Here is a 22,818-nt window from a genome sequence, read left to right on the forward strand (position 1 = left end):
CCCTACGTTGCAACCGTTCCACAAAGGCTGGCCTCAGCTTTTTGCAAATTTTTTTGCCATGGGAGCCATCCGACATGGACCGTCTGACACGCATTTTGGCCGCACTGATCCGCTGGGGTCTGGGCCTGTGCGCGTTGGTTTTGGTGGTGATGGCGCTCTATGTCAGCCTCGGGCGAGAGCTGACGCCGCTGGTGGCCGAATACCGTGGCGAAATCGAAACCAGAGCCACCCAAGCCTTGGGCATGCCGCTGCAGATTGGCGAACTGGAAGGCAACTGGAGCGGGCTCGCCCCCATCCTTTCCGCTCATGATGTGACGGTCGGCGACGGCGCCAACGCACTGCACCTGGAAAAAGTGCGCGCCGTTCCGGACCTTTGGGGCAGCTTGCTGGCGCGTGAAGTGCGGATCGCTCATCTGGAGCTCAATGGCCTGAAAATCAGCCTCAAGCAAGGTGATGACGGTCGGTGGTCCCTGGAAGGCTTGCCGGTGAAGGACGACCAGCCCCTCGACCCGGAACAGTTGCTCAATCGTATGCAAATGATTCAGCGGTTGTCGGTACTCGATAGCCAGATCACTTTGCAGCCGTGGGGAGAATCGCCGCTGACCCTGAAGTATGTCGGCTTGAACCTGAAAACCGGTCCTTCCCGTCAACGCCTGGATGCCCGCTTGACCCTGCCCGATGGTCAGCCGGTAGCCATGAGCCTGCGTACGCGCATTCGTGCCAGCCATTGGAAAGACGGCGAAGCGCAGGTTTATGTGAGCCTGCCGCAAAGCGACTGGTCGAAATGGTTGCCTGAAACCCTGACCCAGCAATGGAATTTCTCCGAGTTCAAGGCTGGCGGCGAGCTGTGGCTGAACTGGAGCGAGGGTGCCATGCAGAGCGGCGCTGTGCGACTGAACGCGCCGCAACTCAAGGGGGCCTACGCCGAACGCAAACCGATCCAGATCCACAATCTGGCGCTCAACGGCTATTTCCAGCGCAGCAGCGAAGGTGTGTTGGTGAGCCTCGACTCCCTGGCCATGAACTTTGGCGAGACCCGCTGGGAAACGCATCTGCAGCTCAAGCAAAGCGCCGCCACCGACAAGTCCTTGGAACTCTGGCACCTGCAAGCGGATCGACTCGACCTCACGCCACTCACGCCGTTGCTCAACGCCTTGGCGCCGTTACCAGAGGGGCTGGCCAAGACGGTCGAGCGTCTCAAAGTCATTGGCAGCCTGCGTAACGTGCTGATTGATGTTCGTCCCAATGCTACCGACGACAGCAAGTTCAGCTTTGCCGCCAACCTCGATCAGGTGGGCTTCGACGCCTATCACGGCGCCCCGGCGGCACGAAATGTCACGGGCAGCATCAGCGGTGACCTGGGGCACGGGGAATTGCGCATGGACAGCAAGGATTTCATGCTGCACCTGGACCCGATATTCGCTAAACCATGGCAATACATTCAGGCCAATGCACGGTTGACCTGGAAGCTCGACAAAGACAGTTTCACCCTCGTCGCGCCGTATCTGAAGGTGTTGGGCGAAGAAGGCAAGATTGCCGGCGACTTCCTGATCCGTCTGTTTTTCGATCCCGCCCAAGAAGACTACATGGACCTGCGTGTGGGCATGGTGGAGGGCGATGGTCGCTATACCGCCAAGTATCTGCCGGCAGTCCTCAGCCCGGCGCTGGATGGATGGTTGCGCACAGCGATTCTCAAGGGCGCGGTGGATGAAGGTTTCTTTCAGTACCAGGGATCGTTGAATCACGGCGCGGCGGAAACGGCGCGCAGTATCAGTCTGTTTTTCAAAGTGCACGATGCCGAGTTGGCGTTCCAGCCGGGCTGGCCGCACGTCAGCAAGGTCACAGGTGACGTGTTCGTTGAAGACAGCGGAGTGCGGGTGCTGGCCAGCAAGGGCCAACTGCTCGACACCCAGGTCAGCGACGTTTACGTCAACATTCCCCATGTGCCTGACGGGCAGAACGTTCATTTGTTCCTCGATGGCGGTTTTTCGGGTGGATTGGGCGACGGCCTGAAAATCCTCAAGGAAGCGCCGATCGGAACTGCCGACACCTTTGCCGGCTGGGAAGGCGAGGGTGAACTGCAAGGCAAGCTCAAGCTGGATATTCCATTGGCCAAAGGCGAGGAGCCGAAAATTCTCGTCGACTTCAAGACCGCCAAGGCGCGCTTGAAATTGGCCGAGCCGCCACTGGAATTGACCCAGCTCAAAGGTGATTTCCGTTTTGACAGCACCAAGGGTCTGAGCGGGCAAAACATCAGCGCGAGAGCCTTCGACAAACCGGTGACCGCGCAGATTTTTGCCGATGGCCGCGCCGGCAAGCTTAATACCCGTGTCACCGCTTCCGGTCAGGTCGAGGTGAAGAAACTCACCGAATGGCTGAGTGTGACCCAGCCGCTGCCGGTCAGTGGCGTGATTCCCTATCAACTGCAACTGACCCTCGACGGTGCCGACAGCCAGTTGATGGTCAATTCCAGCCTCAAGGGGGTGGCGGTGGATCTGCCGGCACCGTTCGGGCTGGCGGCCGATGCCGGGCGCGATACGACATTTCGCATGACATTGCAGGGCGAAGAGCGACGCTATTGGGTCAACTACGCCGATCTGGCGAACTTTACCTTTGCTGCCCCTGCCGGCAACTTCGGCGATGGTCGCGGGGAGCTTTTCCTGGGCGGTGGCAATGCGGTTTTACCCGGAACAAAGGGCCTGCGGATACGGGGCGAACTGTCTGAGCTGGATGTTGGCCCGTGGAAGGATCTGCTGGACAAGTACGCCGGCCAGGACCCCACCGGCAGTGCCAAGCAATTGCTCAGCGGCGCGGACATCAAGGTCGGCAAGCTCAGTGGCATCGGCACGACCCTCGATCAGGCATCGGTTCAACTGACACGTAAGCCGGCGTCCTGGGCGCTGCAACTCGACAGTCAGCAGGTCAAGGGCAGCGCGGCTGTTCCCGATGCGAGTGGCGCGCCGATTGTGATCAATCTGCAATACGTGCGCCTGCCGGCACCGGACCCGACCGTGCTGGCCGATGAAAACTCACCGGACCCGCTGGCCTCGGTGGACCCGACGAAAATCCCGGCGATGGACATCACCATCAAGCAGTTGTTACAGGGCCAGGACCTGGTGGGCGCCTGGTCACTGAAGATTCGTCCGACGGCCAAGGGCATCGTCCTGAATGCGCTGGACCTGGGCCTCAAGGGAATCATGCTGGCGGGCAGCGGTGGTTGGGAAGGCAAACCCGGAGCGAGTTCCAGCTGGTACAAGGGCCGGATCAGCGGCAAGAATCTCGCCGATGTGCTCAAGGGCTGGGGCTATGCACCGAGCGTCACCAGCCAGGAGTTCCATATGGATGTCGATGGGCGCTGGCCGGGTTCCCCGGCATGGCTGGCGACCAAGCGCTTCTCCGGTACCCTCGATGCTTCGCTCAACGAAGGTCAATTCGTCGAGGTAGAGGGTAGTGCTTCTGCGTTGCGAGTGTTTGGCCTGCTCAACTTCAACTCGATTGGCCGGCGCTTGCGCCTGGACTTCTCCGACCTGTTCGGCAAGGGCTTGAGCTATGACCGGGTCAAGGGCCTGCTGGTGGCGGACAACGGCGTGTACGTCACCCGTGAGCCAATCCGGATGACCGGTCCTTCGAGCAATATTGAACTCGATGGCACCCTGAACGCGGTGGCCGACCGGATCGACGCGAAACTGCTGGTGACCTTGCCGGTCACCAACAACTTGCCGATCGCCGCATTGATCGTCGGCGCACCGGCCATCGGCGGCGCGCTGTTCCTGATCGACAAGTTGATCGGTGATCGCGTGTCCCGTTTCGCCAGTGTGAAATACACCGTCAAGGGGCCCTGGAAAGAACCGCAGATCACCTTCGACAAACCTTTTTGAGAAACCATTTTCCGGACCTATGGAGTAGCATGGTCATAGTCCATCGCTTACCCCTGTAGGAGCGAGCCCGCTCGCGATGGGCGTGAACGATTACGCGTGCTACCTGAAACAGCTCAGTTTCAATTTCATCGTCGGACTGCCACCGCGCAACAAGCTCGCTCCTACAGGTATGTAATGATCTCGATAAGGAACAGGCCATGTCGGTAGCGGTGATACAAATGGTCAGTCAGAGCGATGTGCTGGCCAATCTGGCCCAGGCCCGCCGACTGCTGGAGCAAGCGGCGCAAGGCGGCGCGAAGCTGGCTGTCCTGCCGGAAAACTTCGCCGCCATGGGCCGGCGCGACATCGCCGACATCGGCCGGGCCGAAGCGCAGGGCGAAGGCCCGATCCTGCCCTGGTTGAAACAGACTGCGCGCGACCTCAAGTTATGGATAGTGGCCGGCACCTTGCCGTTGCCGCCGGTGGATCAACCGACGGCCAAGGTGCATGCCTGCTCGTTACTGGTCGATGATCAGGGCGAAATTGTTGCGCGCTATGACAAGTTGCACCTGTTCGACGTGGATGTGGCGGACAATCGTGGCCGTTATCGCGAATCCGATGACTATGCTTATGGCAGCGGGGTAGTGGTGGCGGACACGCCGGTCGGTCGCGTCGGCCTGACGGTTTGTTATGACCTGCGCTTCCCCGAGTTGTATAGCGAATTGCGTGCCGCCGGGGCGGAGTTGATTACTGCACCGTCGGCGTTTACCGCGGTAACCGGTGCGGCGCATTGGGACGTACTGATCCGTGCTCGGGCCATCGAGACTCAATGTTATGTCCTCGCGGCTGCCCAGGGTGGAACACACCCGGGGCCGCGGGAAACCTTCGGGCATGCCGCCATCATCGACCCTTGGGGGCGAGTGCTGGCGCAACAGGACCAAGGTGAAGCCGTGCTGCTGGCCGAGCGTGACAGCAGCGAACAGGCGTCCATCAGGGCGCGGATGCCGGTGTCCAGTCACCGGCGCTTTTTCTCGCAGGGCGCCCGGCGACCTGCATCAGAACGACGAATTTAAGGCGTAAAGCATATGAGCGAGTTGTTGTCCTCAGTCAGTGAACACCTCCTGGCGCCCGGCGGCGTGACGATCGAGAGCTTGCAAGGCGTGCTCGGCGATCTGGCCGGCCCGGGCATCGATGCCGCCGACCTGTATTTCCAGGGGCAGATATCCGAGTCCTGGGCCCTCGAAGACGGCATCGTCAAGGAAGGCAGCTTCAACCTTGACCAAGGGGTCGGCGTGCGCGCGCAATCGGGTGAGAAAACCGGTTTCGCCTACAGCAATGCCATCACGCTGGAAGCCCTCGGGGCGGCAGCGCGAGCGGCCCGTTCGATCTCTCGCGCGGGGCAAAGCGGTACCGTCCAGGCCTTCACCACCCAGGAGGTGGCCCAGCTGTACGGTCCGGATAATCCGCTGGAAGTCCTGACCCGCGCTGAAAAAGTCGATTTGCTCAAGCGCGTCGACGCCGCAACCCGCGCCCTGGATCCACGCATCCAGCAGGTTACCGTGAGCATGGCCGGTGTCTGGGAACGGATTCTGGTGGCCTCCACCGACGGCGGCCTGGCGGCGGATGTGCGGCCATTGGTGCGCTTCAACGTCAGTGTGATCGTCGAACAGAACGGCCGCCGCGAACGCGGCGGCCATGGCGGTGGCGGGCGGACCGATTACCGTTATTTCCTCGGCGAAGACCGCGCCATGAGCTACGCCCGCGAAGCGTTGCGCCAGGCCCTGGTCAACCTCGAAGCCATCCCGGCACCGGCGGGTACCTTGCCGGTGGTGCTTGGGTCCGGTTGGTCGGGCGTGCTGCTGCATGAAGCCGTCGGCCATGGTCTGGAAGGCGACTTTAACCGCAAGGGCAGTTCCGCCTATAGCGGGCGCATGGGTGAAATGGTTGCGTCGAAACTCTGCACCATCGTCGATGATGGCACCCTGGCCGGCCGTCGCGGATCATTGAGCGTCGATGACGAAGGCACCCCGACCGAGTGCACCACGCTGATCGAAAACGGCGTACTCAAAGGCTACATGCAGGACAAACTCAACGCGCGCCTGATGGGCGTGGCCCGTACCGGCAACGGTCGGCGTGAATCCTACGCGCATCTACCGATGCCGCGCATGACCAACACCTACATGCTCGGTGGTGACAGCGATCCGGCGGAAATCATCGCCTCGGTGAAGCGTGGCATCTACTGCGCCAATCTCGGCGGCGGTCAGGTGGACATCACCAGCGGCAAGTTCGTGTTCTCCACCAGCGAGGCGTACCTGATCGAGGACGGCAAGATTACCGCACCGGTCAAAGGCGCGACCCTGATCGGCAACGGTCCTGAAGCCATGAGCAAAGTGTCGATGGTCGGTAACGACCTGGCGCTGGACAGCGGTGTGGGGACGTGTGGCAAGGACGGGCAGTCGGTGCCGGTGGGTGTCGGTCAGCCAACGCTGAAGATTGATGCAATTACCGTGGGTGGCACGGGCGCGTAAGGGGATACACCTGTAGGAGCGAGCATGCTCGCGATGGACGTCAACGATAACGCTGGCATCCTGACACCCAGCGGTGTCATTGAGTTCATCGCGAGCATGCTCGCTCCTACAGAGGGCGGGGCTCAGCGCAGACCGCGTTGAGTCTCGTCCAGTTCACGGATGTACTTGAAGATTTTACGGCTGGAAGCAGGAGGCTTGTTTTGCGCAACCTCGTGCTGGGCCTGACGGACCAGGGAACGCAATTGCTGGCGATCCGCGTCCGGGTATTCGACGACGAATTTTTCCAGTACCGCGTCGTCGCCGGCAATCAATCGATCGCGCCAGCGCTCCAGGTTATGGAAACGTTCGTTGTATTGGCGAGTGGAGGCATCAAGTTGGTCGAGCAGAACAAGAATGGCGTCAATGTCCTGATCGCGCATCAGTTTGCCGATGAACTGAAGGTGCCGTTTACGCGCGATATTCGCGGTGTGCTTGGGCGCATCGGCCAGAGCCCGGCGCAATGCGTCGGTCAGGGGCAGTTTTGCCAGCAAGTCAGGCTTGAGTGTTGTAAGGCGCTCGCCGAGGTCAACCAGAGCATGCAGCTCGCGTTTAACCTGGGATTTGCTTTTTTCTCCCGTATCGAGGGAGTCATCGTAAGAATCAACCATGGTGGCCGTCCGCAAAGAAACGCCGCCATGATAACCAGTCGGGGGCCGCTTGTCCGGCCCGGTCGCTCGATGACCGTTACCGAAAGCAGAATTTGAGTGGAGAACAGCATGAGTGCAGTTGAAAGCGTCGGCCCACAAGCGTTGCCGGCACTGCAGGAACAAGTCGAGCAGATCATCGCTGAAGCCAAGCGCCAGGGCGCCAGTGCCTGTGAAGTTGCGGTGTCCCTGGAGCAAGGCCTGTCGACCACGGTGCGCCAGCGTGAAGTCGAAACGGTCGAGTTCAATCGCGACCAGGGCTTTGGTATCACCCTGTACGTCGGCCAGCGTAAAGGCTCGGCCAGCACCTCGGCCAGCGGTCCGGACGCGATTCGCGAAACCGTCGCCGCCGCCCTGGCCATCGCCAAACACACCTCGGAAGACGAGGCCTCGGGTCTGGCAGATGCCGCGCTGATGGCCAAAGATCTAGCGGATTTCGACCTGTTCCACCAATGGGATATCACCCCGGAACAGGCCATCGAGCAGGCCCTGGCCTGTGAAGCGGCGGCGTTTGCGGCCGATAGCCGGATCAAGAATGCCGACGGCACCACGCTCAATACCCATCAGGGCTGCCGTGTCTATGGCAACAGCCACGGGTTTGTCGGTGGCTATGCGTCGACCCGGCACAGCCTGAGCTGCGTGATGATTGCCGAGGCCGACGGTCAGATGCAGCGCGACTACTGGTACGACGTCAATCGCCAGGGCAACTTGCTGGCTGACCCGGTGAGCATCGGCCAGCGTGCCGCGCAACGCGCAGCCAGTCGTCTGGGCGCGCGTCCGGTGCCGACCTGCGAAGTACCGGTGCTGTTTTCCGCTGAATTGGCCGGTGGTCTGTTTGGCAGTTTCCTGTCGGCGATTTCCGGTGGCAGCCTGTATCGCAAGTCATCCTTCCTCGAAGGCACCCTGGGCCAGAAGCTGTTTCCGGAGTGGCTGACCATCGATGAGCGTCCACACCTGATGCGTGCCATGGGCAGCGCCGCGTTCGACGGTGATGGCCTGGCGACCTATGCCAAGCCGTTCGTCGAAAAAGGCGAGTTGGTGTCCTACATCCTTGGCACCTACTCCGGCCGCAAGCTCGGCATGCCGAGCACCGCTAACGCTGGCGGCGTGCACAACCTGTTCGTCACCCATGGCGATGAAGACCAGGCGGCCTTGCTGCGCCGTATGGGGCGCGGCCTGCTGGTCACCGAGTTGATGGGGCAGGGACTGAACATGGTCACCGGCGATTATTCCCGTGGAGCGGCGGGTTACTGGGTCGAGAACGGCGAAATCCAGTTCGCGGTGCAGGAAGTGACCATCGCCGGCAACATGCGCGACATGTTCAAGCAGATTGTCGCGGTCGGTAATGATCTGGAGCTGCGCAGCAACATTCGCACGGGTTCGGTATTGATCGAGCGGATGATGGTGGCGGGTAGCTGATTCCCGGTCGCAACACAAAAGGCGCGTCACCCATCGGGTGGCGCTTTTTTTTAGATCAAAAAATCGCGGCCTTCGTCAGTTCCTGCAAGTAATCCAATGCAGGAGCTGCCGAAGACTGCGATCTTTTGATCTTGATCCTGACTGTTACTCGCCTTCGTCGAAGAAGTTGTTGATCAACGCCACCAGCGCGGCCAGCGCTTCATCTTCCTGCTCGCCTTCAGTACTCAAATGAATCGTTGTGCCTTTGCCAGCCGCGAGCATCATCATGGCCATGATGCTTTTGCCATCGACCATCGATGTGGGTGTACGACCGGCCCGGATCTGGCACGGGTACTGACCTGCCACCCCAACAAATTTCGCAGAAGCGCGGGCGTGCAGCCCCAGCTTGTTGATGATTTCGATTTCCAGAGCAGGCATCGCGGTGTGAATCCTTTAGCTGAGGTCGCGGTGGCGAACCTGGACGTTCTTCAGAGATTGTTGCAGGACCTGGCCAAGACGTTCGGTCAGGTACACGGAGCGGTGATGCCCGCCGGTGCAGCCAATGGCAATGGTGACGTACGCGCGGTTGCTGGCGGCAAAACGCGGCAGCCACTTTAGCAGATATGTGGAAATATCCTGGAACATCTCTTCGACATCCGGCTGCGCTGCAAGGTATTCGGCAACCGGCTGATCGAGACCGGACTGCTCGCGCAACTCCGGTTTCCAATAGGGGTTTGGCAGGCAGCGCACATCGAACACCAGGTCGGCATCCACCGGCATCCCGCGCTTGAATCCGAAAGACTCCACCAGAAACGCGGTGCCGGGTTCCGGCTGGTTCAGCAGGCGCAGCTTGATGGCATCACGCAGCTGATACAGGTTCAGGCTGGTGGTGTTGATTTTCAGGTCGGCGAGGTCAGCGATGGGCCCGAGCAGAAGGCTCTCGACGCTGATGGCTTCGGCCAGCGAACGGTTGGCATTGCTCAGTGGGTGGCGCCGGCGGGTTTCCGAGAAGCGCTTGAGCAGGGTCTCTTCGTCAGCGTCCAGGTACAGGACATCGCAATGGATATGGCGACTGCGAACTTCCTCGAGCAGGTCGGGAAAGCGCGACAGGTGGCTTGGCAGGTTGCGCGCGTCGATGGATACGGCCACCAGCGGCTGAGTCAGTTCAGTGTGGATCAGCGCTGTTTGCGCGAGTTCCGGCAGCAGCCCGGCAGGCAGGTTGTCGATACAGTAATAGCCGTTGTCCTCGAGTACATCGAGGGCGGTACTTTTACCTGAGCCGGAACGGCCACTGACGATGATCAAGCGCATGATTACTGACCGTTCTGCTCGTCCAGGACAACCTGATACAAGGCTTCGTTGCTTGGGGCGCTACGCAGCTTTTCCCGTACTTCCTTGCGGTCGAGCATGCTGGCGATCTGCCGCAGCAACTCAAGGTGCGCATCGGTAGCGGCTTGCGGGACCAGCAGTACGAACAGCAGGTCAACCGGTGCGCCGTCGATGGCGTCGAAATCGATGGGTGCGTCCAGGTGCATCAAGGCACTGATGGGCGAATTGCAGCCCTTGAGGCGGCAATGGGGAATGGCGATGCCGTTGCCAAACCCGGTGGAACCGAGTTTTTCACGGGCAATCAATGCCTCGAAGACATCTTGCATCTCCATGCCCGGCACTTCGCGGGCGATCAGATTGGCAATTTGTTCGAGGGCTTTCTTTTTACTGCCGCCCGGCACGTTCACCAGGGAACGGCCGGGGGTCAGGATACTTTCAAGTCGGATCATGGGTTGGGAGTGTTAACGACCGGTTGCGCCCTGAAGGAGGCTCTGGGTCTTTTCCTTATGCTTTTTGAGTTGGCGATCCAGCTTGTCGGTGAGTGAGTCGATAGCCGCATACATGTCGTCATGTTCTGCGTTTGCGACTACTTCACTACCGGGAATATGCAAGGTGGCTTCGATTTTCTGCTTCAGCTTTTCGACTGTCATCGTGACCTGCACGTTGGTGATCTTGTCGAAATGCCTTTCCAATCGTTCGAGTTTTTCGCCGATGTAGGTGCGAAGAGGTTCGGTCACTTCCAGTTGGTGTCCACTGATATTGACTTGCATACAGCTTCTCCTTCGTTGCCAGTGCATAAAGCGGTAGATCAGATGATCTACCACTGGAACGCTGTGGCGTGGCTCTACATCAACCGCTTACGTTCGCTCGAAGGCGCGATCCCGAGGGATTCGCGGTATTTGGCGACGGTGCGGCGAGCCACCTGAATGCCTTGTGCTTCCAGTAAACCAGCGATCTTGCTGTCACTCAATGGCTTTTTCTGATTTTCCGCGGCAACCAGTTTTTTGATGATCGCGCGGATCGCCGTAGACGAGCATTCACCGCCTTCGGAGGTGCTGACGTGGCTGGAGAAAAAGTATTTCAGTTCATAGATTCCCCGAGGGGTGTGCATGAACTTCTGGGTGGTGACCCGGGAAATCGTCGATTCGTGCATGCCCACCGCTTCGGCGATGTCATGCAGGACCAGCGGCTTCATGGCTTCATCGCCGTACTCGAGAAAACCGCGCTGGTGCTCGACGATCTGGGTCGCCACTTTCATCAGGGTCTCGTTGCGGCTTTGCAGGCTCTTGATGAACCAGCGGGCTTCCTGCAACTGGTTACGCATGAAGGTGTTGTCGGCGCTGGTGTCGGCGCGGCGCACGAAACCGGCGTACTGGGCGTTGACGCGCAGGCGTGGCACCGACTCCTGATTCAGTTCGACCAGCCAGCGCTCGTTGTCCTTGCGCACGATGACGTCCGGTACGACGTACTCGGCTTCGGTGGACTCGATCTGCGAGCCGGGCCGAGGGTTGAGGCTCTGAACCAGTTCGATCACCTGGCGCAGCTCATCTTCCTTGAGTTTCATGCGGCGCATCAGCTGGCTGTAGTCGCGGCTGCCCAGCAGGTCGATGTAGTCGCTGACCAGGCGCTTGGCCTCGGCCAGCCAAGGGGTCTTGGCCGGCAACTGGCGCAATTGCAGCAGCAGGCACTCGCTCAGATTGCGGGCGCCGATGCCAGCGGGCTCGAATTGCTGGATGCGGTGCAGGACGGCTTCGATTTCGTCCAGTTCAATGTCCAGCTCCGGATCGAAGGCTTCGAGGATTTCCTCGAGTGTCTCGTCCAGGTAGCCCTGATTGTTGATGCAGTCGATCAGGGTGACGGCTATCAGCCGATCGGTGTCGGACATCGGCGCCAGATTCAACTGCCACAGCAGGTGGCTTTGCAGGCTTTCGCCAGCCGATGTGCGGGTGGTGAAATCCCATTCGTCGTCATCGTTGCTTGGCAGGCTGCTGGCGCTGGTCTGATAAACGTCTTCCCACGCTGTATCGACGGGGAGCTCGTTGGGAATGCGCTCGTTCCAGTCGCCTTCCTCCAGGTTATCCACCGTGGGGGCGCTTTCCTGGTAGGAAGGCTCCTGAATGTCGGTATTGGGCTTCTGTTCGGCACTGTCGGCCAGGGGGTCGGAATTGTCGAAGTCGTCGCCTTCTTCCTGGCGTTCGAGCATCGGATTGGACTCCAGCGCCTCCTGGATTTCCTGTTGCAGGTCCAGGGTCGACAATTGGAGCAGGCGGATGGCCTGTTGCAGCTGCGGTGTCATCGTCAGCTGCTGGCCCATTCTCAAGACTAGCGATGGTTTCATGGCAGGGGCTTAACACCTTATTCGCCGGCGCACATGCGCCATCCACTACAGGGCGCCGAAGCGCCAAACATAAGCAAATTATATGCCCGAAACTGCAGTGTTTGCCTAGAGCGCTGTAACAATAAAAAAGTGTTGATTTTTTATCGAGATAAGCACTCTGGCGACCTGCCAGACACCTCAGCGCTTACAGGCGGAACTCATGGCCCAGGTAAACTTCCTTCACCAGGTCGTTGGCCAGGATGGTCTCGGCGTCGCCCTCGGCGATCAATTGGCCATCGTTGACGATGTAGGCGGTTTCGCAGATATCCAGGGTTTCACGGACGTTGTGGTCAGTGATCAGCACGCCAATGCCCTTGGCCTTGAGGTGGTAGATGATCTGTTTGATGTCGCCCACCGAAATCGGGTCGACGCCGGCGAAAGGTTCATCCAGGAGGATGAATTTCGGGTTGGTGGCCAGTGCCCGGGCGATCTCCACGCGGCGGCGCTCACCGCCGGACAGGCTCATGCCGAGGTTGTCGCGGATGTGGCTGATGTGGAATTCCTGCAGCAGGCTTTCCAGCTCCTTGCGGCGACCGGCCTTGTCGAGTTCCTTGCGGGTCTCGAGGATCGCCATGATGTTGTCGGCCACCGAGAGTTTGCGAAAGATCGATGCTTCCTGCGGCAGATAGCCGATGCCGGCCTTTGCACGGCCGTGCATTGGCTGGTGGCTGACGTCCAGGTCGTCGATCAGCACGCGACCCTGATCAGCCTGCACCAGGCCTACGATCATGTAGAAACAGGTGGTCTTGCCGGCGCCGTTGGGGCCGAGCAGGCCGACGATCTGACCGCTGTCGATGGACAGGCTGACGTCACGTACGACCTGGCGGCTCTTGTAGCTCTTGGCCAGATGCTGAGCTTTCAGAGTTGCCATTACTGGGCCTTTTTCTCGTCGGTTTTCTTCTTCGGCTGGATAACCATGTCGATGCGCGGGCGCGACTCGGTCACCTTGCTGCCGGTAGCGCGACCGGCGCTGGCGAGCTTCTTCTCGGTGTCGTAGACGATTTTCTCGCCCTGGGTGATGTTGTTGTCCTTGTCGACAACTTTGGCCTTGTCGATCAGCACGACGCGATTTTGCGCGGCGTGGTACTGGATCGTCACGCCCCAGCCCTGCACAGGCTTGGTATCACCAGCCGTTTGCAACTGCTCGAAGTAGGCCAGATTGCCCACCGAGGTCACCACGTCGATGTCACCGTTGGGGGTGCGGGTCATGGTTACCTTGTTGCCGGTAACCTTCATCGAGCCCTGGGTGATGATTACGTCGCCGGTGTAGGTGGCAACACCGTTCTTGTCGTCCAGTTGGGCGTCGTCGGCCTGAATGCGAATAGGCTGTTGTTGATCGTCCGGCAGAGCCCAGGCGCTCACGCTTCCCAGTGCTGCGCCCAGACTGAGCAAAATCGGAAGGGTTTTAACGAGCCTCATACTGTCCTCTTACGTTCGATAGCAGGTGTATCCTGCTTTCTTTCAAATACGCTTTCATTCCCTTGCCAGTCGATACACCGCCAGCGCCGTCGATTCTAACGTCTTGCTCGGTCTGCGCATATTCTTGCTGCGGGAACACCGTCATGCGGGTGCTGGTGATCAGGGTTCTTCGGTTTTTCTCGTCGAAGCGGGTGATGCGCACGTCATCGATCAATTCGACTTCCGTGCCGTCCGGGTTTACTTCAGCGCGCAAACTCTGGACATGCCATGGAAACTCCGTACCGCGAAACATATTCAGGTCGGGGTTGGTCAGCAGTGTCACTTCGGTCGCCTTGAGGTGTTCGACCTTGTCCGACGTCATTTCGTATTGCAATCCGCCGTCCGGCAGGAACTGCACACTGTGCGCATTGATGGCGTAATAGTCGATGGCACTTTCATCGACAGGCACAACCGGCTTGTCGAGGAAACGTTCAGGGCTGATGTTCCAATAGCCGACCGCGGCGAATATCGCAGCGATGCAACCGAACAGTAGTGTGTTGCGAAACTTTTTGCTCAGCATAGTGGGCTCACAGGTACGCAGCGTTGGCCGCATCGAGGCGGCCCTGGGCGCGCAGGATCAATTCGCAGAATTCGCGTGCGGCACCTTCGCCGCCACGGGCAACGGTAATGCCGTGGGCGTGTTCGCGCACGAAGCTGGCGGCGTTGGCCACCGCCATGCCCAGGCCTACGCGGCGAATCACCGGCAGGTCCGGCAGGTCGTCGCCAAGATAGGCGACCTGTTCATAGCTTAGATTGAGTTGGGCGAGAAGTTCGTCCAGTACCACCAGTTTATCCTCTCGTCCCTGATAAAGGTGCGGGATGCCGAGGTTCTTGGCCCGTCGCTCGACCACCGGGGTCTTGCGGCCACTGATGATAGCTGTCTGTACGCCGGCTGCCATCAACATCTTGATGCCCTGGCCGTCGAGGGTGTTGAAGGTCTTGAACTCGCTGCCGTCTTCGAGGAAGTACAGGCGCCCGTCGGTGAGGACGCCGTCGACGTCGAAAACCGCCAGTTTGATCTGCTTGCCACGTTGCATCAGGTCAATGGTCATTACATTACTCCTGCGCGCAGCAAGTCGTGCATGTTCAAGGCACCGACCGGGCGGTCGTCGCCGTCGACCACGACCAGCGCGTTGATCTTGTGGTCTTCCATGATTTTCAGTGCTTCGGCCGCGAGCATCTCGGCCCGGGCAGTCTTGCCATGGGCGGTCATGACCTGGTCGATGGTGGCACTGTGGATGTCGATGCTGCGGTCCAGGGTGCGGCGCAAATCACCGTCGGTGAAGATCCCCGCCAGTTTGCCGTCGGCTTCCAGGATCACGGTCATGCCCAGGCCCTTGCGGGTCATTTCCATCAGCGCGTCCTTGAGCAGGGTGCCGCGTTGCACCTGTGGTAGTTCCTGGCCGGCGTGCATGACGTTTTCCACTTTCAGCAACAGCCGTCGACCCAGTGCACCACCGGGGTGGGAGAAGGCGAAGTCTTCGGCGGTAAAGCCGCGGGCTTCCAGCAGCGCAACAGCCAGGGCATCGCCCATGACCAGTGCTGCGGTGGTCGACGAGGTGGGCGCCAGGTTCAATGGGCAGGCTTCATGCTCGACGTGAACATTGAGGTTGACCTCGGCAGCCTTGGCCAGCGCCGACTCGGGGTTGCCGGTCACGCTGATCAGCTTGATGCCAAGGCGCTTGATCAGTGGCAGCAGGGTGACGATTTCATTGGTGGAGCCGGAGTTCGAGAGCGCCAGAATGATGTCGTCACGGGTGATCATGCCCATGTCACCATGGCTGGCTTCGGCCGGGTGCACGAAAAAAGCCGTTGTGCCGGTGCTGGCCAGGGTGGCGGCGATCTTGTTGCCGACGTGCCCGGATTTGCCCATGCCGACCACCACCACGCGGCCTTTGCTGGCCAGAATCATCTCGCAAGCGCGTACGAAATCCGCGTCGATATGGGGCAGCAGGCCTTGTACGGCCTCTACCTCGAGGCGGATGGTGCGTTGTGCCGATTGAATCAGGTCGCTGGATTGGCTCATGTCTGAAATCGTATAGCCCGATGAAAAGGCGGCGATTATAGCGGTTATGATCGAATCCCTCACGCTAGTTCGTCGCGCATTGTCACTCCTTGTTACCACGAAGCCTCTATAAAGAAGCTTTCAGTCATTCATGTTGTTGCACATGGCCCGGCTTTAGCCTTGGGCGCGTGGCCTTTGCAGTGATATAGTTCGCCGCCTGTTCGGCCTGCCCGGGAGGTATGTGCTTTCGCTGGAAAGCCAGGCGCCCGAGCAAGAGGCTGCATCGCAAGGAGTTTAGATGAGTGCCGATAACGCCTACGCGGTCGAGCTGAAGGGACTGACCTTCAAGCGCGGTGCGCGGAGCATTTTCAATAACGTTGATATTCGCATACCGCGCGGCAAGGTCACGGGCATCATGGGGCCGTCCGGGTGCGGCAAGACCACGCTCCTGCGTTTGATGGGCGCCCAGTTGCGGCCTACCAGCGGCGAAGTCTGGGTCAATGGGCAGAATTTGCCGGAGCTTTCGCGCAGCGACCTGTTCGATGCGCGCAAGCATATGGGCGTGCTGTTTCAGAGCGGCGCATTGTTTACCGACCTCGATGTGTTCGAGAACGTCGCCTTTCCGCTGCGGGTCCACACCCGGCTGCCGGAAGAAATGATCCGCGACATCGTTCTGCTCAAATTGCAGGCCGTGGGCCTGCGTGGCGCTATCGACCTGATGCCCGACGAACTGTCCGGTGGCATGAAGCGTCGTGTCGCGCTGGCCCGGGCGATTGCCCTGGATCCGCAGATCCTCATGTATGACGAGCCCTTTGTCGGCCAGGACCCTATCGCGATGGGCGTTCTGGTGCGCCTGATCCGCTTGCTCAACGATGCGCTGGGTATCACCAGCATCGTGGTTTCCCACGATCTGGCCGAGACCGCGAGCATTGCCGACTACATCTATGTGGTGGGCGACGGCCAGGTGCTGGGGCAGGGCACGCCAGACGAGTTGATGAACTCGGATGACCCACGGATTCGCCAGTTCATGACCGGTGAGCCTGATGGGCCGGTGCCGTATCACTTTCCAGCGACGGATTACCGCGCAGATCTTCTGGGGAAGCGCTGATGCGCAAAACTTCATTAATAGAACGTGTACGCCGGTTCGGCCACGCAGCCATTGATGCGCTGGCGGTGTTCGGGCGTGCGACGCTGTTCCTGTTTCATGCCCTGCTCGGTCGCGGTGGCATTGGCGGCGGTTTCGGGTTGCTGATCAAGCAGCTGCATTCGGTGGGCGTCATGTCCCTGGTGATCATCGTGGTCTCCGGGGTGTTCATCGGCATGGTGCTGGCCCTGCAAGGCTTCAACATCCTGTCCAGCTATGGTTCCGAGCAGGCTGTCGGGCAGATGGTTGCGCTGACGCTGTTGCGTGAACTGGGGCCGGTGGTGACGGCCTTGCTGTTCGCCGGGCGTGCCGGTTCGGCGTTGACAGCCGAAATCGGCAACATGAAATCCACCGAGCAGTTGTCCAGTCTGGAAATGATCGGGGTCGACCCGCTCAAGTACATCATTGCCCCGCGCCTGTGGGCCGGCTTCATTTCCCTGCCGGTGCTGGCGATGATTTTCAGCGTGGTGGGCATCTGGGGTGGTTCGTGGGTGGCGGTGGACTGGCTGGGCGTCTATGAGGGCTCCTACTGGTCGAACATGCAGAACAGCGTGACATTCACCGATGACGTCCTGAACGGGATCGTCAAAAGTGTTGTCTTTGCCTTTGTCGTGACCTGGATCGCCGTATTCCAAGGCTATGATTGTGAACCCACTTCCGAGGGGATCAGTCGTGCCACTACCAAGACCGTTGTGTACGCCTCGTTGGCTGTACTCGGCCTGGACTTTATTCTGACCGCCTTGATGTTTGGAGATTTCTGATGCAAAACCGCACCCTGGAAATCGGTGTCGGCCTTTTCCTGCTGGCTGGCATCCTGGCTTTGTTGTTGCTGGCGTTGCGGGTCAGCGGCCTGTCGCCGAGCCCGAGCACTGACACTTATAAACTTTACGCATATTTTGACAATATCGCCGGTTTGACGGTCAGAGCGAAGGTGACCATGGCCGGTGTAACCATCGGCAAGGTGACCGCGATCGATCTGGATCGCGACAGCTTTACCGGTCGGGTGACCATGGAGCTGGAAAAACGCGTCGATAACCTGCCGTCTGACTCTACCGCCTCTATCCTGACTGCGGGCCTGTTGGGCGAGAAGTACATCGGCATCAGTGTCGGCGGGGAAGAAAGTCTGCTCGCGGATGGCGCAACCATCCACGACACCCAGTCGTCGCTTGTGCTGGAAGACCTGATCGGTAAATTCCTGCTCAATACCGTTAGCAAAGAAGCTAAATGAGGAACTGTTAAATGATCTCTATCTTGCGACGTGGCCTGTTGGTAATGCTCGCGGCGCTGCCGTTGGTGGCCAACGCAGTGGCGGCGCCTTCGGCACACGATCTGGTACAGGACACTACCAATCGTATGCTTGCCGATCTGGCGGCCAACAAAGAAAAGTACAAGCAGGATCCGCAGGACTTTTATGCGGCGCTCGACAGCATTGTCGGTCCTGTCGTGGATGCCGAGGGTATTTCCAAGAGCATCATGACGGTCAAGTACTCGCGCAAGGCCACGCCTGCGCAGATGAAAACCTTTGAAGAGAACTTCAAAAAAGGTCTGTTTCAGTTCTATGGCAATGCCTTGCTGGAGTACAACAATCAGGGCATCGTCGTTGACCCGCCCAAGGACGAGTCGGGCGACCGCACCAGCGTCGGCATGACGGTCAAGGGCAGCAGCGGCGCGATCTACCCGGTTTCCTACACGCTGGAAAAGATCAATGGCGAATGGAAACTGCGCAACGTGATCATCAATGGCATCAACATTGGCAAACTGTTCCGTGACCAGTTCGCTGACGCGATGCAGCGCAATGGCAATGATCTGGACAAGACCATCAATGGTTGGGCCGGAGAAGTTGCCAAGGCCAAGCAGTCCACCGAGAAACAAAGCCAATGAGTGAGTCCGCCGTTCAAATGAACGAGGCTGGCGAGCTACAGCTCAGCGGTGTGCTGGATTATCGCAGCGGCCCGGGCCTGCGCGAGCAGGGCCAGGCGCTGATCAAGGCGAGCAAGGCTGCTGCGCTGGTGGTTGATTGTTCGGCGGTGACGAAGTCCAGTAGCATCGGCCTGTCGCTGCTGCTGTGCTTCATGCGCGATGCGCAGGCGGCCGGCAAGCCGTTGAGCATCCGCGGGATGCCAGAAGACATGCGCGAAATCGCCCAGGTCAGTGAGCTGACCGAGCTGTTGGCGCATCCCTAACCCGCATCGACAAACAAGCCCCCCGTCCGAGTCCTGCTTGGCGGGGTTCGCAGGCGCGGGGCTTTTTTGTATGATGTCCGACCCGCGCGCACAGGGCGCCGATTGAGGTTGAGCATGCAGGCCGTAGAAGTGAAGAGCTTCCTTGAAGGAAAGCTGCCCGGAACGTTGGTGGAAGTTGAGGGCGAAGGCTGCAATTTCCAGCTGAACGTGATTAGCGATGAACTGGCGGCATTGAGCCCGGTCAAGCGTCAGCAGCAGATCTATGCCCATTTGAACCCATGGATCACCGATGGCAGCATCCATGCGGTCACTATGAAATTTTTCAGCAGCGCGGCCTGGGCCGAGCGCACCTGAGCCCAAGGGCGTCGAGATTCTTATGGATAAATTGATTATTACCGGTGGCGTTCGTCTTGATGGCGAAATCCGCATCTCCGGGGCAAAGAACTCTGCCCTGCCGATCCTGGCTGCCACCCTGCTGTGCGACGGCCCGGTAACCGTGGCCAACCTGCCGCACCTGCACGACATCACCACGATGATTGAGCTGTTCGGTCGCATGGGCATTGAGCCGGTGATCGACGAAAAACTCAGCGTCGAAATCGACCCGCGCACCATCAAGACCCTGATCGCTCCGTACGAACTGGTTAAAACCATGCGTGCTTCGATTCTGGTGCTGGGCCCGATGGTTGCCCGCTTCGGTGAAGCCGAAGTCGCGTTGCCTGGCGGTTGCGCCATCGGTTCGCGTCCGGTCGACCTGCACATCCGTGGCCTGGAAGCCATGGGCGCGGTCATCGATGTCGAAGGCGGCTACATCAAGGCCAAGGCGCCTGAAGGCGGCCTGCGCGGTGCGCAGTTCTTCTTCGACACCGTCAGCGTAACCGGTACCGAGAACATCATGATGGCCGCCGCTCTGGCCAAGGGCCGCAGCGTACTGCAAAACGCCGCTCGCGAGCCTGAAGTGGTCGACCTGGCCAACTTCCTCAACGCCATGGGCGCCAAGGTTTCCGGCGCCGGCACCGACACCATCACCATCGATGGCGTCGAGCGTCTGCACACCACCACCTACAAGGTCATGCCCGATCGTATCGAAACCGGTACTTACCTGGTGGCGGCGGCCGTGACTGGCGGTCGTGTGAAGGTCAAGGACACCGATCCGACCATTCTCGAAGCGGTGTTGGAAAAGCTGCGCGAGTCGGGTGCCGAAATCACTTGCGGCGAAGACTGGATCGAACTGAACATGCACGGCAAGCGGGCCAAGGCCGTCAACGTGCGGACCGCTCCGTACCCGGCGTTCCCGACGGACATGCAGGCGCAGTTCATCTCCCTCAACGCCGTTGCCGAAGGCACGGGCGCCGTGATCGAGACGATCTTCGAAAACCGTTTCATGCACGTTTACGAACTGCACCGCATGGGCGCCAAAATCCAGGTCGAAGGCAACACTGCGATCGTCACCGGCACCGAAAAACTCAAGGGCGCGCCAGTCATGGCGACCGACTTGCGTGCTTCGGCCAGCCTGGTGATCTCGGCCCTGGTTGCCGAAGGCGACACCTTGATCGATCGCATCTACCACATAGACCGTGGCTACGAGTGCATCGAAGAGAAACTGCAGATGCTGGGCGCCAAGATCCGTCGCGTTCCGGGCTAGTAGTGCTGCATGGGCACAGGGACGTGCCTGTTGGATTGATATAAGTCGAGCCGGTTTCCGGCTCGATGCGTGTCCGGCGCCGATTGCGTCCGGGCATAAGATTGCTGATTAAGGGCTGACGTTTCCCATGCTGACTATCGCACTGTCCAAGGGCCGCATCCTTGACGACACCTTGCCGCTTCTGGCTGAAGCGGGCATCGTGCCGACCGAGAATCCGGACAAGAGCCGCAAGCTGATCATCCCCACGACCCAGGACGATGTACGTCTGCTGATCGTGCGCGCTACCGATGTGCCGACCTACGTCGAGCATGGTGCCGCGGACCTCGGCGTGGCCGGTAAGGATGTGCTGATGGAATATGGCGGCCAGGGCCTGTACGAGCCACTGGACCTGCAGATCGCCCAATGCAAGCTGATGACCGCCGGTAAAGTCGGTGCGATCGAGCCCAAGGGCCGCCTGCGCATCGCCACCAAGTTCGTCAACGTCGCCAAGCGCTACTACGCCGAGCAAGGTCGTCAGGTCGATATCATCAAGCTTTACGGCTCGATGGAGCTGGCGCCGCTGATCGGCCTGGCGGACAAGATCATCGACGTTGTCGACACCGGTAACACGCTGCGGGCCAATGGCCTGGAGCCACAGGATTTCATTGCTGCCATCAGCTCCCGGCTGATCGTCAACAAAGCTTCGATGAAAATGCAGCACGCCCGTATCCAGGCGTTGATCGACACCCTGCGCAAGGCAGTGGAGTCTCGACACCGCGGCTGATTCACCTGCGCGACGTTAAGTTGCGCCCGTCTATCCGCCTCATAGCCAGAATCTCAGGTGCCCAAGCGGAAACGACTGCTAAGTTAGGGCGCCTGAGTTTTTGCCATTCCTATGAGGCTCTCGCTATGACCGCACCGACTGCAATTCGCCGACTCAACGCTGCTGACCCGGATTTCGCGCATCATCTGGATCATCTGCTGAGCTGGGAAAGTGTGTCTGACGACTCGGTCAATCAGCGGGTGCTGGACATCATCAAGGCTGTGCGTGAGCGTGGCGACGCGGCACTGGTGGACTTTACCCGCCAGTTCGACGGCCTGGACGTAGCGTCCATGGCCGACCTGATCCTGCCGCGCGAGCGTCTGGAACTGGCACTGACCCGTATCTCCGTGCCCCAGCGCGAAGCCCTGGAAGTCGCCGCCGCCCGTGTGCGCAGCTACCACGAAAAGCAGAAGCAGGACTCCTGGAGCTACACCGAGGCCGACGGCACCGTGCTGGGCCAGAAAGTCACGCCGCTGGACCGTGCCGGCCTGTACGTCCCGGGTGGCAAGGCATCGTACCCGTCGTCGGTGTTGATGAACGCGATTCCGGCCAAGGTCGCCGGTGTCACCGAAGTGGTCATGGTCGTACCGACTCCGCGCGGTGAAATCAACGAGCTGGTACTGGCCGCCGCTTGCATCGCCGGCGTTGACCGTGTGTTCACCATCGGTGGTGCCCAAGCGGTTGCCGCGCTGGCTTACGGCACCGAAAGCGTGCCGAAGGTCGACAAGGTGGTAGGCCCGGGCAACATCTATGTCGCCACCGCCAAGCGCCACGTGTTTGGCCAGGTCGGTATCGACATGATTGCCGGCCCTTCGGAAATTCTCGTGGTTTGTGACGGTCAGACCGATCCGGACTGGATCGCCATGGACCTGTTTTCCCAGGCCGAGCACGACGAAGACGCTCAGGCGATTCTGGTCAGCCCGGATGCCGAGTTCCTCGACAAGGTTGCCGCCAGCATCGACAAGCTGATGCCGACCATGGAGCGTGCCGCGATCATCGAAACCTCGATCAATGGCCGTGGTGCACTGATCAAGGTTCGCGACATGGAGCAGGCCATCGAAGTCGCCAACCGCATTGCTCCGGAACACCTGGAGTTGTCGGTCGCCGATCCGCAAGCCTGGCTGCCGCAGATCCGTCACGCTGGCGCAATCTTCATGGGCCGCCACACCTCTGAGGCCTTGGGCGACTACTGCGCAGGTCCCAACCACGTGTTGCCGACCTCCGGTACTGCGCGTTTCTCCTCGCCGCTGGGTGTTTACGACTTCCAGAAACGTTCGTCGATCATCTTCTGCTCCGAGCAAGGTGCGTCAGAACTGGGCAAGACTGCTTCCGTGCTGGCCCGTGGCGAATCGCTGAGCGCTCACGCACGTAGCGCCGAATACCGCATCAAAGACGAAGCGAAGGGGAACTGA

Annotated in this window: 24 protein-coding genes; 13 read left to right on the plus strand and 11 right to left on the minus strand. The window is 59.9% G+C overall.

The features are described 5' to 3' along the window. Positions 1-74: 74 nt before the first annotated feature. From AC07OG_RS13020 to tldD, 3 genes are all read left to right on the plus strand, one after another. Complete coding sequence (locus tag AC07OG_RS13020) at positions 75-3,878, plus strand: YhdP family protein (RefSeq protein WP_495067205.1); 3,804 nt, start codon at positions 75-77, stop codon at positions 3,876-3,878. 197 nt (positions 3,879-4,075) lie between these two features. Continuing rightward, a complete protein-coding gene (locus AC07OG_RS13025) occupies positions 4,076-4,930 on the plus strand; it encodes a carbon-nitrogen hydrolase family protein (protein WP_218425615.1) in 855 nt (284 codons plus the stop codon). 12 nt (positions 4,931-4,942) lie between these two features. After that, a complete protein-coding gene (tldD, locus tag AC07OG_RS13030) occupies positions 4,943-6,385 on the plus strand; it encodes a metalloprotease TldD (protein WP_495067206.1) in 1,443 nt (480 codons plus the stop codon). A 122-nt stretch (positions 6,386-6,507) separates the two neighbouring features. Here tldD and yjgA read toward each other — a convergent pair whose 3' ends face one another. Next, positions 6,508-7,032 (minus strand): ribosome biogenesis factor YjgA, encoded by a 525-nt coding sequence (gene yjgA / locus AC07OG_RS13035; RefSeq protein ID WP_218425613.1) that lies wholly within the window; start codon positions 7,030-7,032, stop codon positions 6,508-6,510. A gap of 108 nt (positions 7,033-7,140) precedes the next feature. On the opposite strand from yjgA, the gene pmbA reads away from it, so the two are divergent. Beyond that, positions 7,141-8,487: a metalloprotease PmbA gene (gene pmbA, locus AC07OG_RS13040; RefSeq protein ID WP_060542975.1), complete on the plus strand. Its 1,347-nt coding sequence runs from the start codon at positions 7,141-7,143 to the stop codon at positions 8,485-8,487. A 144-nt stretch (positions 8,488-8,631) separates the two neighbouring features. Here pmbA and AC07OG_RS13045 read toward each other — a convergent pair whose 3' ends face one another. The 10 genes from AC07OG_RS13045 to AC07OG_RS13090 all read right to left on the minus strand — a co-directional run bounded on the left by AC07OG_RS13045 (position 8,632) and on the right by AC07OG_RS13090 (position 15,656). After that, positions 8,632-8,904, minus strand: a complete 273-nt coding sequence (locus AC07OG_RS13045) for an HPr family phosphocarrier protein (protein WP_060542976.1) — start codon at positions 8,902-8,904, stop codon at positions 8,632-8,634. A gap of 15 nt (positions 8,905-8,919) precedes the next feature. Then, complete coding sequence (rapZ, locus tag AC07OG_RS13050) at positions 8,920-9,777, minus strand: RNase adapter RapZ (protein ID WP_060542977.1); 858 nt, start codon at positions 9,775-9,777, stop codon at positions 8,920-8,922. Between the two features lie 2 nt (positions 9,778-9,779). After that, positions 9,780-10,244 carry a PTS IIA-like nitrogen regulatory protein PtsN gene (ptsN, locus tag AC07OG_RS13055; RefSeq protein WP_060542978.1) on the minus strand — a complete coding sequence of 155 codons (465 nt, stop codon included), beginning with the start codon at positions 10,242-10,244 and terminating at the stop codon, positions 9,780-9,782. Between the two features lie 12 nt (positions 10,245-10,256). Then, complete coding sequence (gene hpf / locus AC07OG_RS13060) at positions 10,257-10,565, minus strand: ribosome hibernation-promoting factor, HPF/YfiA family (protein WP_060542979.1); 309 nt, start codon at positions 10,563-10,565, stop codon at positions 10,257-10,259. Positions 10,566-10,639: 74 nt separating this feature from the next. Beyond that, positions 10,640-12,133, minus strand: coding sequence for an RNA polymerase factor sigma-54 (locus AC07OG_RS13065; protein ID WP_060542980.1), 1,494 nt, complete (start codon positions 12,131-12,133; stop codon positions 10,640-10,642). A gap of 184 nt (positions 12,134-12,317) precedes the next feature. Beyond that, entirely contained in the window at positions 12,318-13,043 is a 726-nt protein-coding gene (gene lptB / locus AC07OG_RS13070; RefSeq protein WP_007970262.1) for an LPS export ABC transporter ATP-binding protein, read from the minus strand. Beyond that, positions 13,043-13,591: a lipopolysaccharide transport periplasmic protein LptA gene (lptA, locus tag AC07OG_RS13075; RefSeq protein WP_060542981.1), complete on the minus strand. Its 549-nt coding sequence runs from the start codon at positions 13,589-13,591 to the stop codon at positions 13,043-13,045. The genes lptB and lptA overlap by 1 nt, the downstream gene beginning before the upstream one ends. After that, on the minus strand, positions 13,578-14,150 hold the full coding sequence (gene lptC, locus AC07OG_RS13080; protein WP_060542982.1) for an LPS export ABC transporter periplasmic protein LptC: 573 nt from the start codon (positions 14,148-14,150) through the stop codon (positions 13,578-13,580). Before lptC ends, lptA begins: the two co-directional genes overlap by 14 nt. Before the next feature lie 7 nt (positions 14,151-14,157). Beyond that, positions 14,158-14,682: a KdsC family phosphatase gene (locus AC07OG_RS13085; RefSeq protein WP_060542983.1), complete on the minus strand. Its 525-nt coding sequence runs from the start codon at positions 14,680-14,682 to the stop codon at positions 14,158-14,160. After that, positions 14,682-15,656, minus strand: a complete 975-nt coding sequence (locus AC07OG_RS13090) for a KpsF/GutQ family sugar-phosphate isomerase (protein ID WP_060542984.1) — start codon at positions 15,654-15,656, stop codon at positions 14,682-14,684. Before AC07OG_RS13090 ends, AC07OG_RS13085 begins: the two co-directional genes overlap by 1 nt. Positions 15,657-15,933: 277 nt before the next feature. On the opposite strand from AC07OG_RS13090, the gene AC07OG_RS13095 reads away from it, so the two are divergent. From AC07OG_RS13095 to hisD, 9 genes are all read left to right on the plus strand, one after another. Then, on the plus strand, positions 15,934-16,743 hold the full coding sequence (locus AC07OG_RS13095) for an ATP-binding cassette domain-containing protein (RefSeq protein WP_060542985.1): 810 nt from the start codon (positions 15,934-15,936) through the stop codon (positions 16,741-16,743). Next, a complete protein-coding gene (mlaE, locus tag AC07OG_RS13100; RefSeq protein ID WP_495067207.1) occupies positions 16,743-17,540 on the plus strand; it encodes a lipid asymmetry maintenance ABC transporter permease subunit MlaE in 798 nt (265 codons plus the stop codon). Before AC07OG_RS13095 ends, mlaE begins: the two co-directional genes overlap by 1 nt. After that, entirely contained in the window at positions 17,540-18,007 is a 468-nt protein-coding gene (gene mlaD, locus AC07OG_RS13105) for an outer membrane lipid asymmetry maintenance protein MlaD (protein WP_060542987.1), read from the plus strand. Before mlaE ends, mlaD begins: the two co-directional genes overlap by 1 nt. Positions 18,008-18,018: 11 nt before the next feature. After that, positions 18,019-18,660: an MlaC/ttg2D family ABC transporter substrate-binding protein gene (locus AC07OG_RS13110; protein WP_495067208.1), complete on the plus strand. Its 642-nt coding sequence runs from the start codon at positions 18,019-18,021 to the stop codon at positions 18,658-18,660. Beyond that, positions 18,657-18,962 (plus strand): STAS domain-containing protein, encoded by a 306-nt coding sequence (locus AC07OG_RS13115; protein WP_060542989.1) that lies wholly within the window; start codon positions 18,657-18,659, stop codon positions 18,960-18,962. The genes AC07OG_RS13110 and AC07OG_RS13115 overlap by 4 nt, the downstream gene beginning before the upstream one ends. 114 nt (positions 18,963-19,076) lie before the next feature. After that, positions 19,077-19,316, plus strand: a complete 240-nt coding sequence (locus AC07OG_RS13120) for a BolA family protein (RefSeq protein WP_007912386.1) — start codon at positions 19,077-19,079, stop codon at positions 19,314-19,316. Positions 19,317-19,338: 22 nt separating this feature from the next. Then, entirely contained in the window at positions 19,339-20,604 is a 1,266-nt protein-coding gene (gene murA, locus AC07OG_RS13125; protein WP_495067209.1) for a UDP-N-acetylglucosamine 1-carboxyvinyltransferase, read from the plus strand. 127 nt (positions 20,605-20,731) lie between these two features. After that, positions 20,732-21,367 carry an ATP phosphoribosyltransferase gene (gene hisG / locus AC07OG_RS13130; protein ID WP_060542991.1) on the plus strand — a complete coding sequence of 212 codons (636 nt, stop codon included), beginning with the start codon at positions 20,732-20,734 and terminating at the stop codon, positions 21,365-21,367. A gap of 125 nt (positions 21,368-21,492) precedes the next feature. Next, the gene (gene hisD, locus AC07OG_RS13135; protein ID WP_218425612.1) at positions 21,493-22,818 is read left to right on the plus strand and encodes a histidinol dehydrogenase; all 1,326 of its coding nucleotides are present in this window, start codon (positions 21,493-21,495) and stop codon (positions 22,816-22,818) included.

The sequence above is a fragment of the Pseudomonas sp. GW821-FHT09H03 genome (genome assembly GCF_059415945.1).

Excerpts from the sequence above, each read along its gene's own strand:
- AC07OG_RS13020 (WP_495067205.1), top strand. The coding sequence starts at position 75 with ATGGACCGTCTGACACGCATTTTGGCCGCACTGATCCGCTGGGGTCTG.
- AC07OG_RS13025 (WP_218425615.1), top strand. The coding sequence starts at position 4,076 with ATGTCGGTAGCGGTGATACAAATGGTCAGTCAGAGCGATGTGCTGGCC.
- tldD (WP_495067206.1), top strand. The coding sequence starts at position 4,943 with ATGAGCGAGTTGTTGTCCTCAGTCAGTGAACACCTCCTGGCGCCCGGC.
- yjgA (WP_218425613.1), bottom strand. The coding sequence starts at position 7,032 with ATGGTTGATTCTTACGATGACTCCCTCGATACGGGAGAAAAAAGCAAA.
- pmbA (WP_060542975.1), top strand. The coding sequence starts at position 7,141 with ATGAGTGCAGTTGAAAGCGTCGGCCCACAAGCGTTGCCGGCACTGCAG.
- AC07OG_RS13045 (WP_060542976.1), bottom strand. The coding sequence starts at position 8,904 with ATGCCTGCTCTGGAAATCGAAATCATCAACAAGCTGGGGCTGCACGCC.
- rapZ (WP_060542977.1), bottom strand. The coding sequence starts at position 9,777 with ATGCGCTTGATCATCGTCAGTGGCCGTTCCGGCTCAGGTAAAAGTACC.
- ptsN (WP_060542978.1), bottom strand. The coding sequence starts at position 10,244 with ATGATCCGACTTGAAAGTATCCTGACCCCCGGCCGTTCCCTGGTGAAC.
- hpf (WP_060542979.1), bottom strand. The coding sequence starts at position 10,565 with ATGCAAGTCAATATCAGTGGACACCAACTGGAAGTGACCGAACCTCTT.
- AC07OG_RS13065 (WP_060542980.1), bottom strand. The coding sequence starts at position 12,133 with ATGAAACCATCGCTAGTCTTGAGAATGGGCCAGCAGCTGACGATGACA.
- lptB (WP_007970262.1), bottom strand. The coding sequence starts at position 13,043 with ATGGCAACTCTGAAAGCTCAGCATCTGGCCAAGAGCTACAAGAGCCGC.
- lptA (WP_060542981.1), bottom strand. The coding sequence starts at position 13,591 with ATGAGGCTCGTTAAAACCCTTCCGATTTTGCTCAGTCTGGGCGCAGCA.
- lptC (WP_060542982.1), bottom strand. The coding sequence starts at position 14,150 with ATGCTGAGCAAAAAGTTTCGCAACACACTACTGTTCGGTTGCATCGCT.
- AC07OG_RS13085 (WP_060542983.1), bottom strand. The coding sequence starts at position 14,682 with ATGACCATTGACCTGATGCAACGTGGCAAGCAGATCAAACTGGCGGTT.
- AC07OG_RS13090 (WP_060542984.1), bottom strand. The coding sequence starts at position 15,656 with ATGAGCCAATCCAGCGACCTGATTCAATCGGCACAACGCACCATCCGC.
- AC07OG_RS13095 (WP_060542985.1), top strand. The coding sequence starts at position 15,934 with ATGAGTGCCGATAACGCCTACGCGGTCGAGCTGAAGGGACTGACCTTC.
- mlaE (WP_495067207.1), top strand. The coding sequence starts at position 16,743 with ATGCGCAAAACTTCATTAATAGAACGTGTACGCCGGTTCGGCCACGCA.
- mlaD (WP_060542987.1), top strand. The coding sequence starts at position 17,540 with ATGCAAAACCGCACCCTGGAAATCGGTGTCGGCCTTTTCCTGCTGGCT.
- AC07OG_RS13110 (WP_495067208.1), top strand. The coding sequence starts at position 18,019 with ATGATCTCTATCTTGCGACGTGGCCTGTTGGTAATGCTCGCGGCGCTG.
- AC07OG_RS13115 (WP_060542989.1), top strand. The coding sequence starts at position 18,657 with ATGAGTGAGTCCGCCGTTCAAATGAACGAGGCTGGCGAGCTACAGCTC.
- AC07OG_RS13120 (WP_007912386.1), top strand. The coding sequence starts at position 19,077 with ATGCAGGCCGTAGAAGTGAAGAGCTTCCTTGAAGGAAAGCTGCCCGGA.
- murA (WP_495067209.1), top strand. The coding sequence starts at position 19,339 with ATGGATAAATTGATTATTACCGGTGGCGTTCGTCTTGATGGCGAAATC.
- hisG (WP_060542991.1), top strand. The coding sequence starts at position 20,732 with ATGCTGACTATCGCACTGTCCAAGGGCCGCATCCTTGACGACACCTTG.
- hisD (WP_218425612.1), top strand. The coding sequence starts at position 21,493 with ATGACCGCACCGACTGCAATTCGCCGACTCAACGCTGCTGACCCGGAT.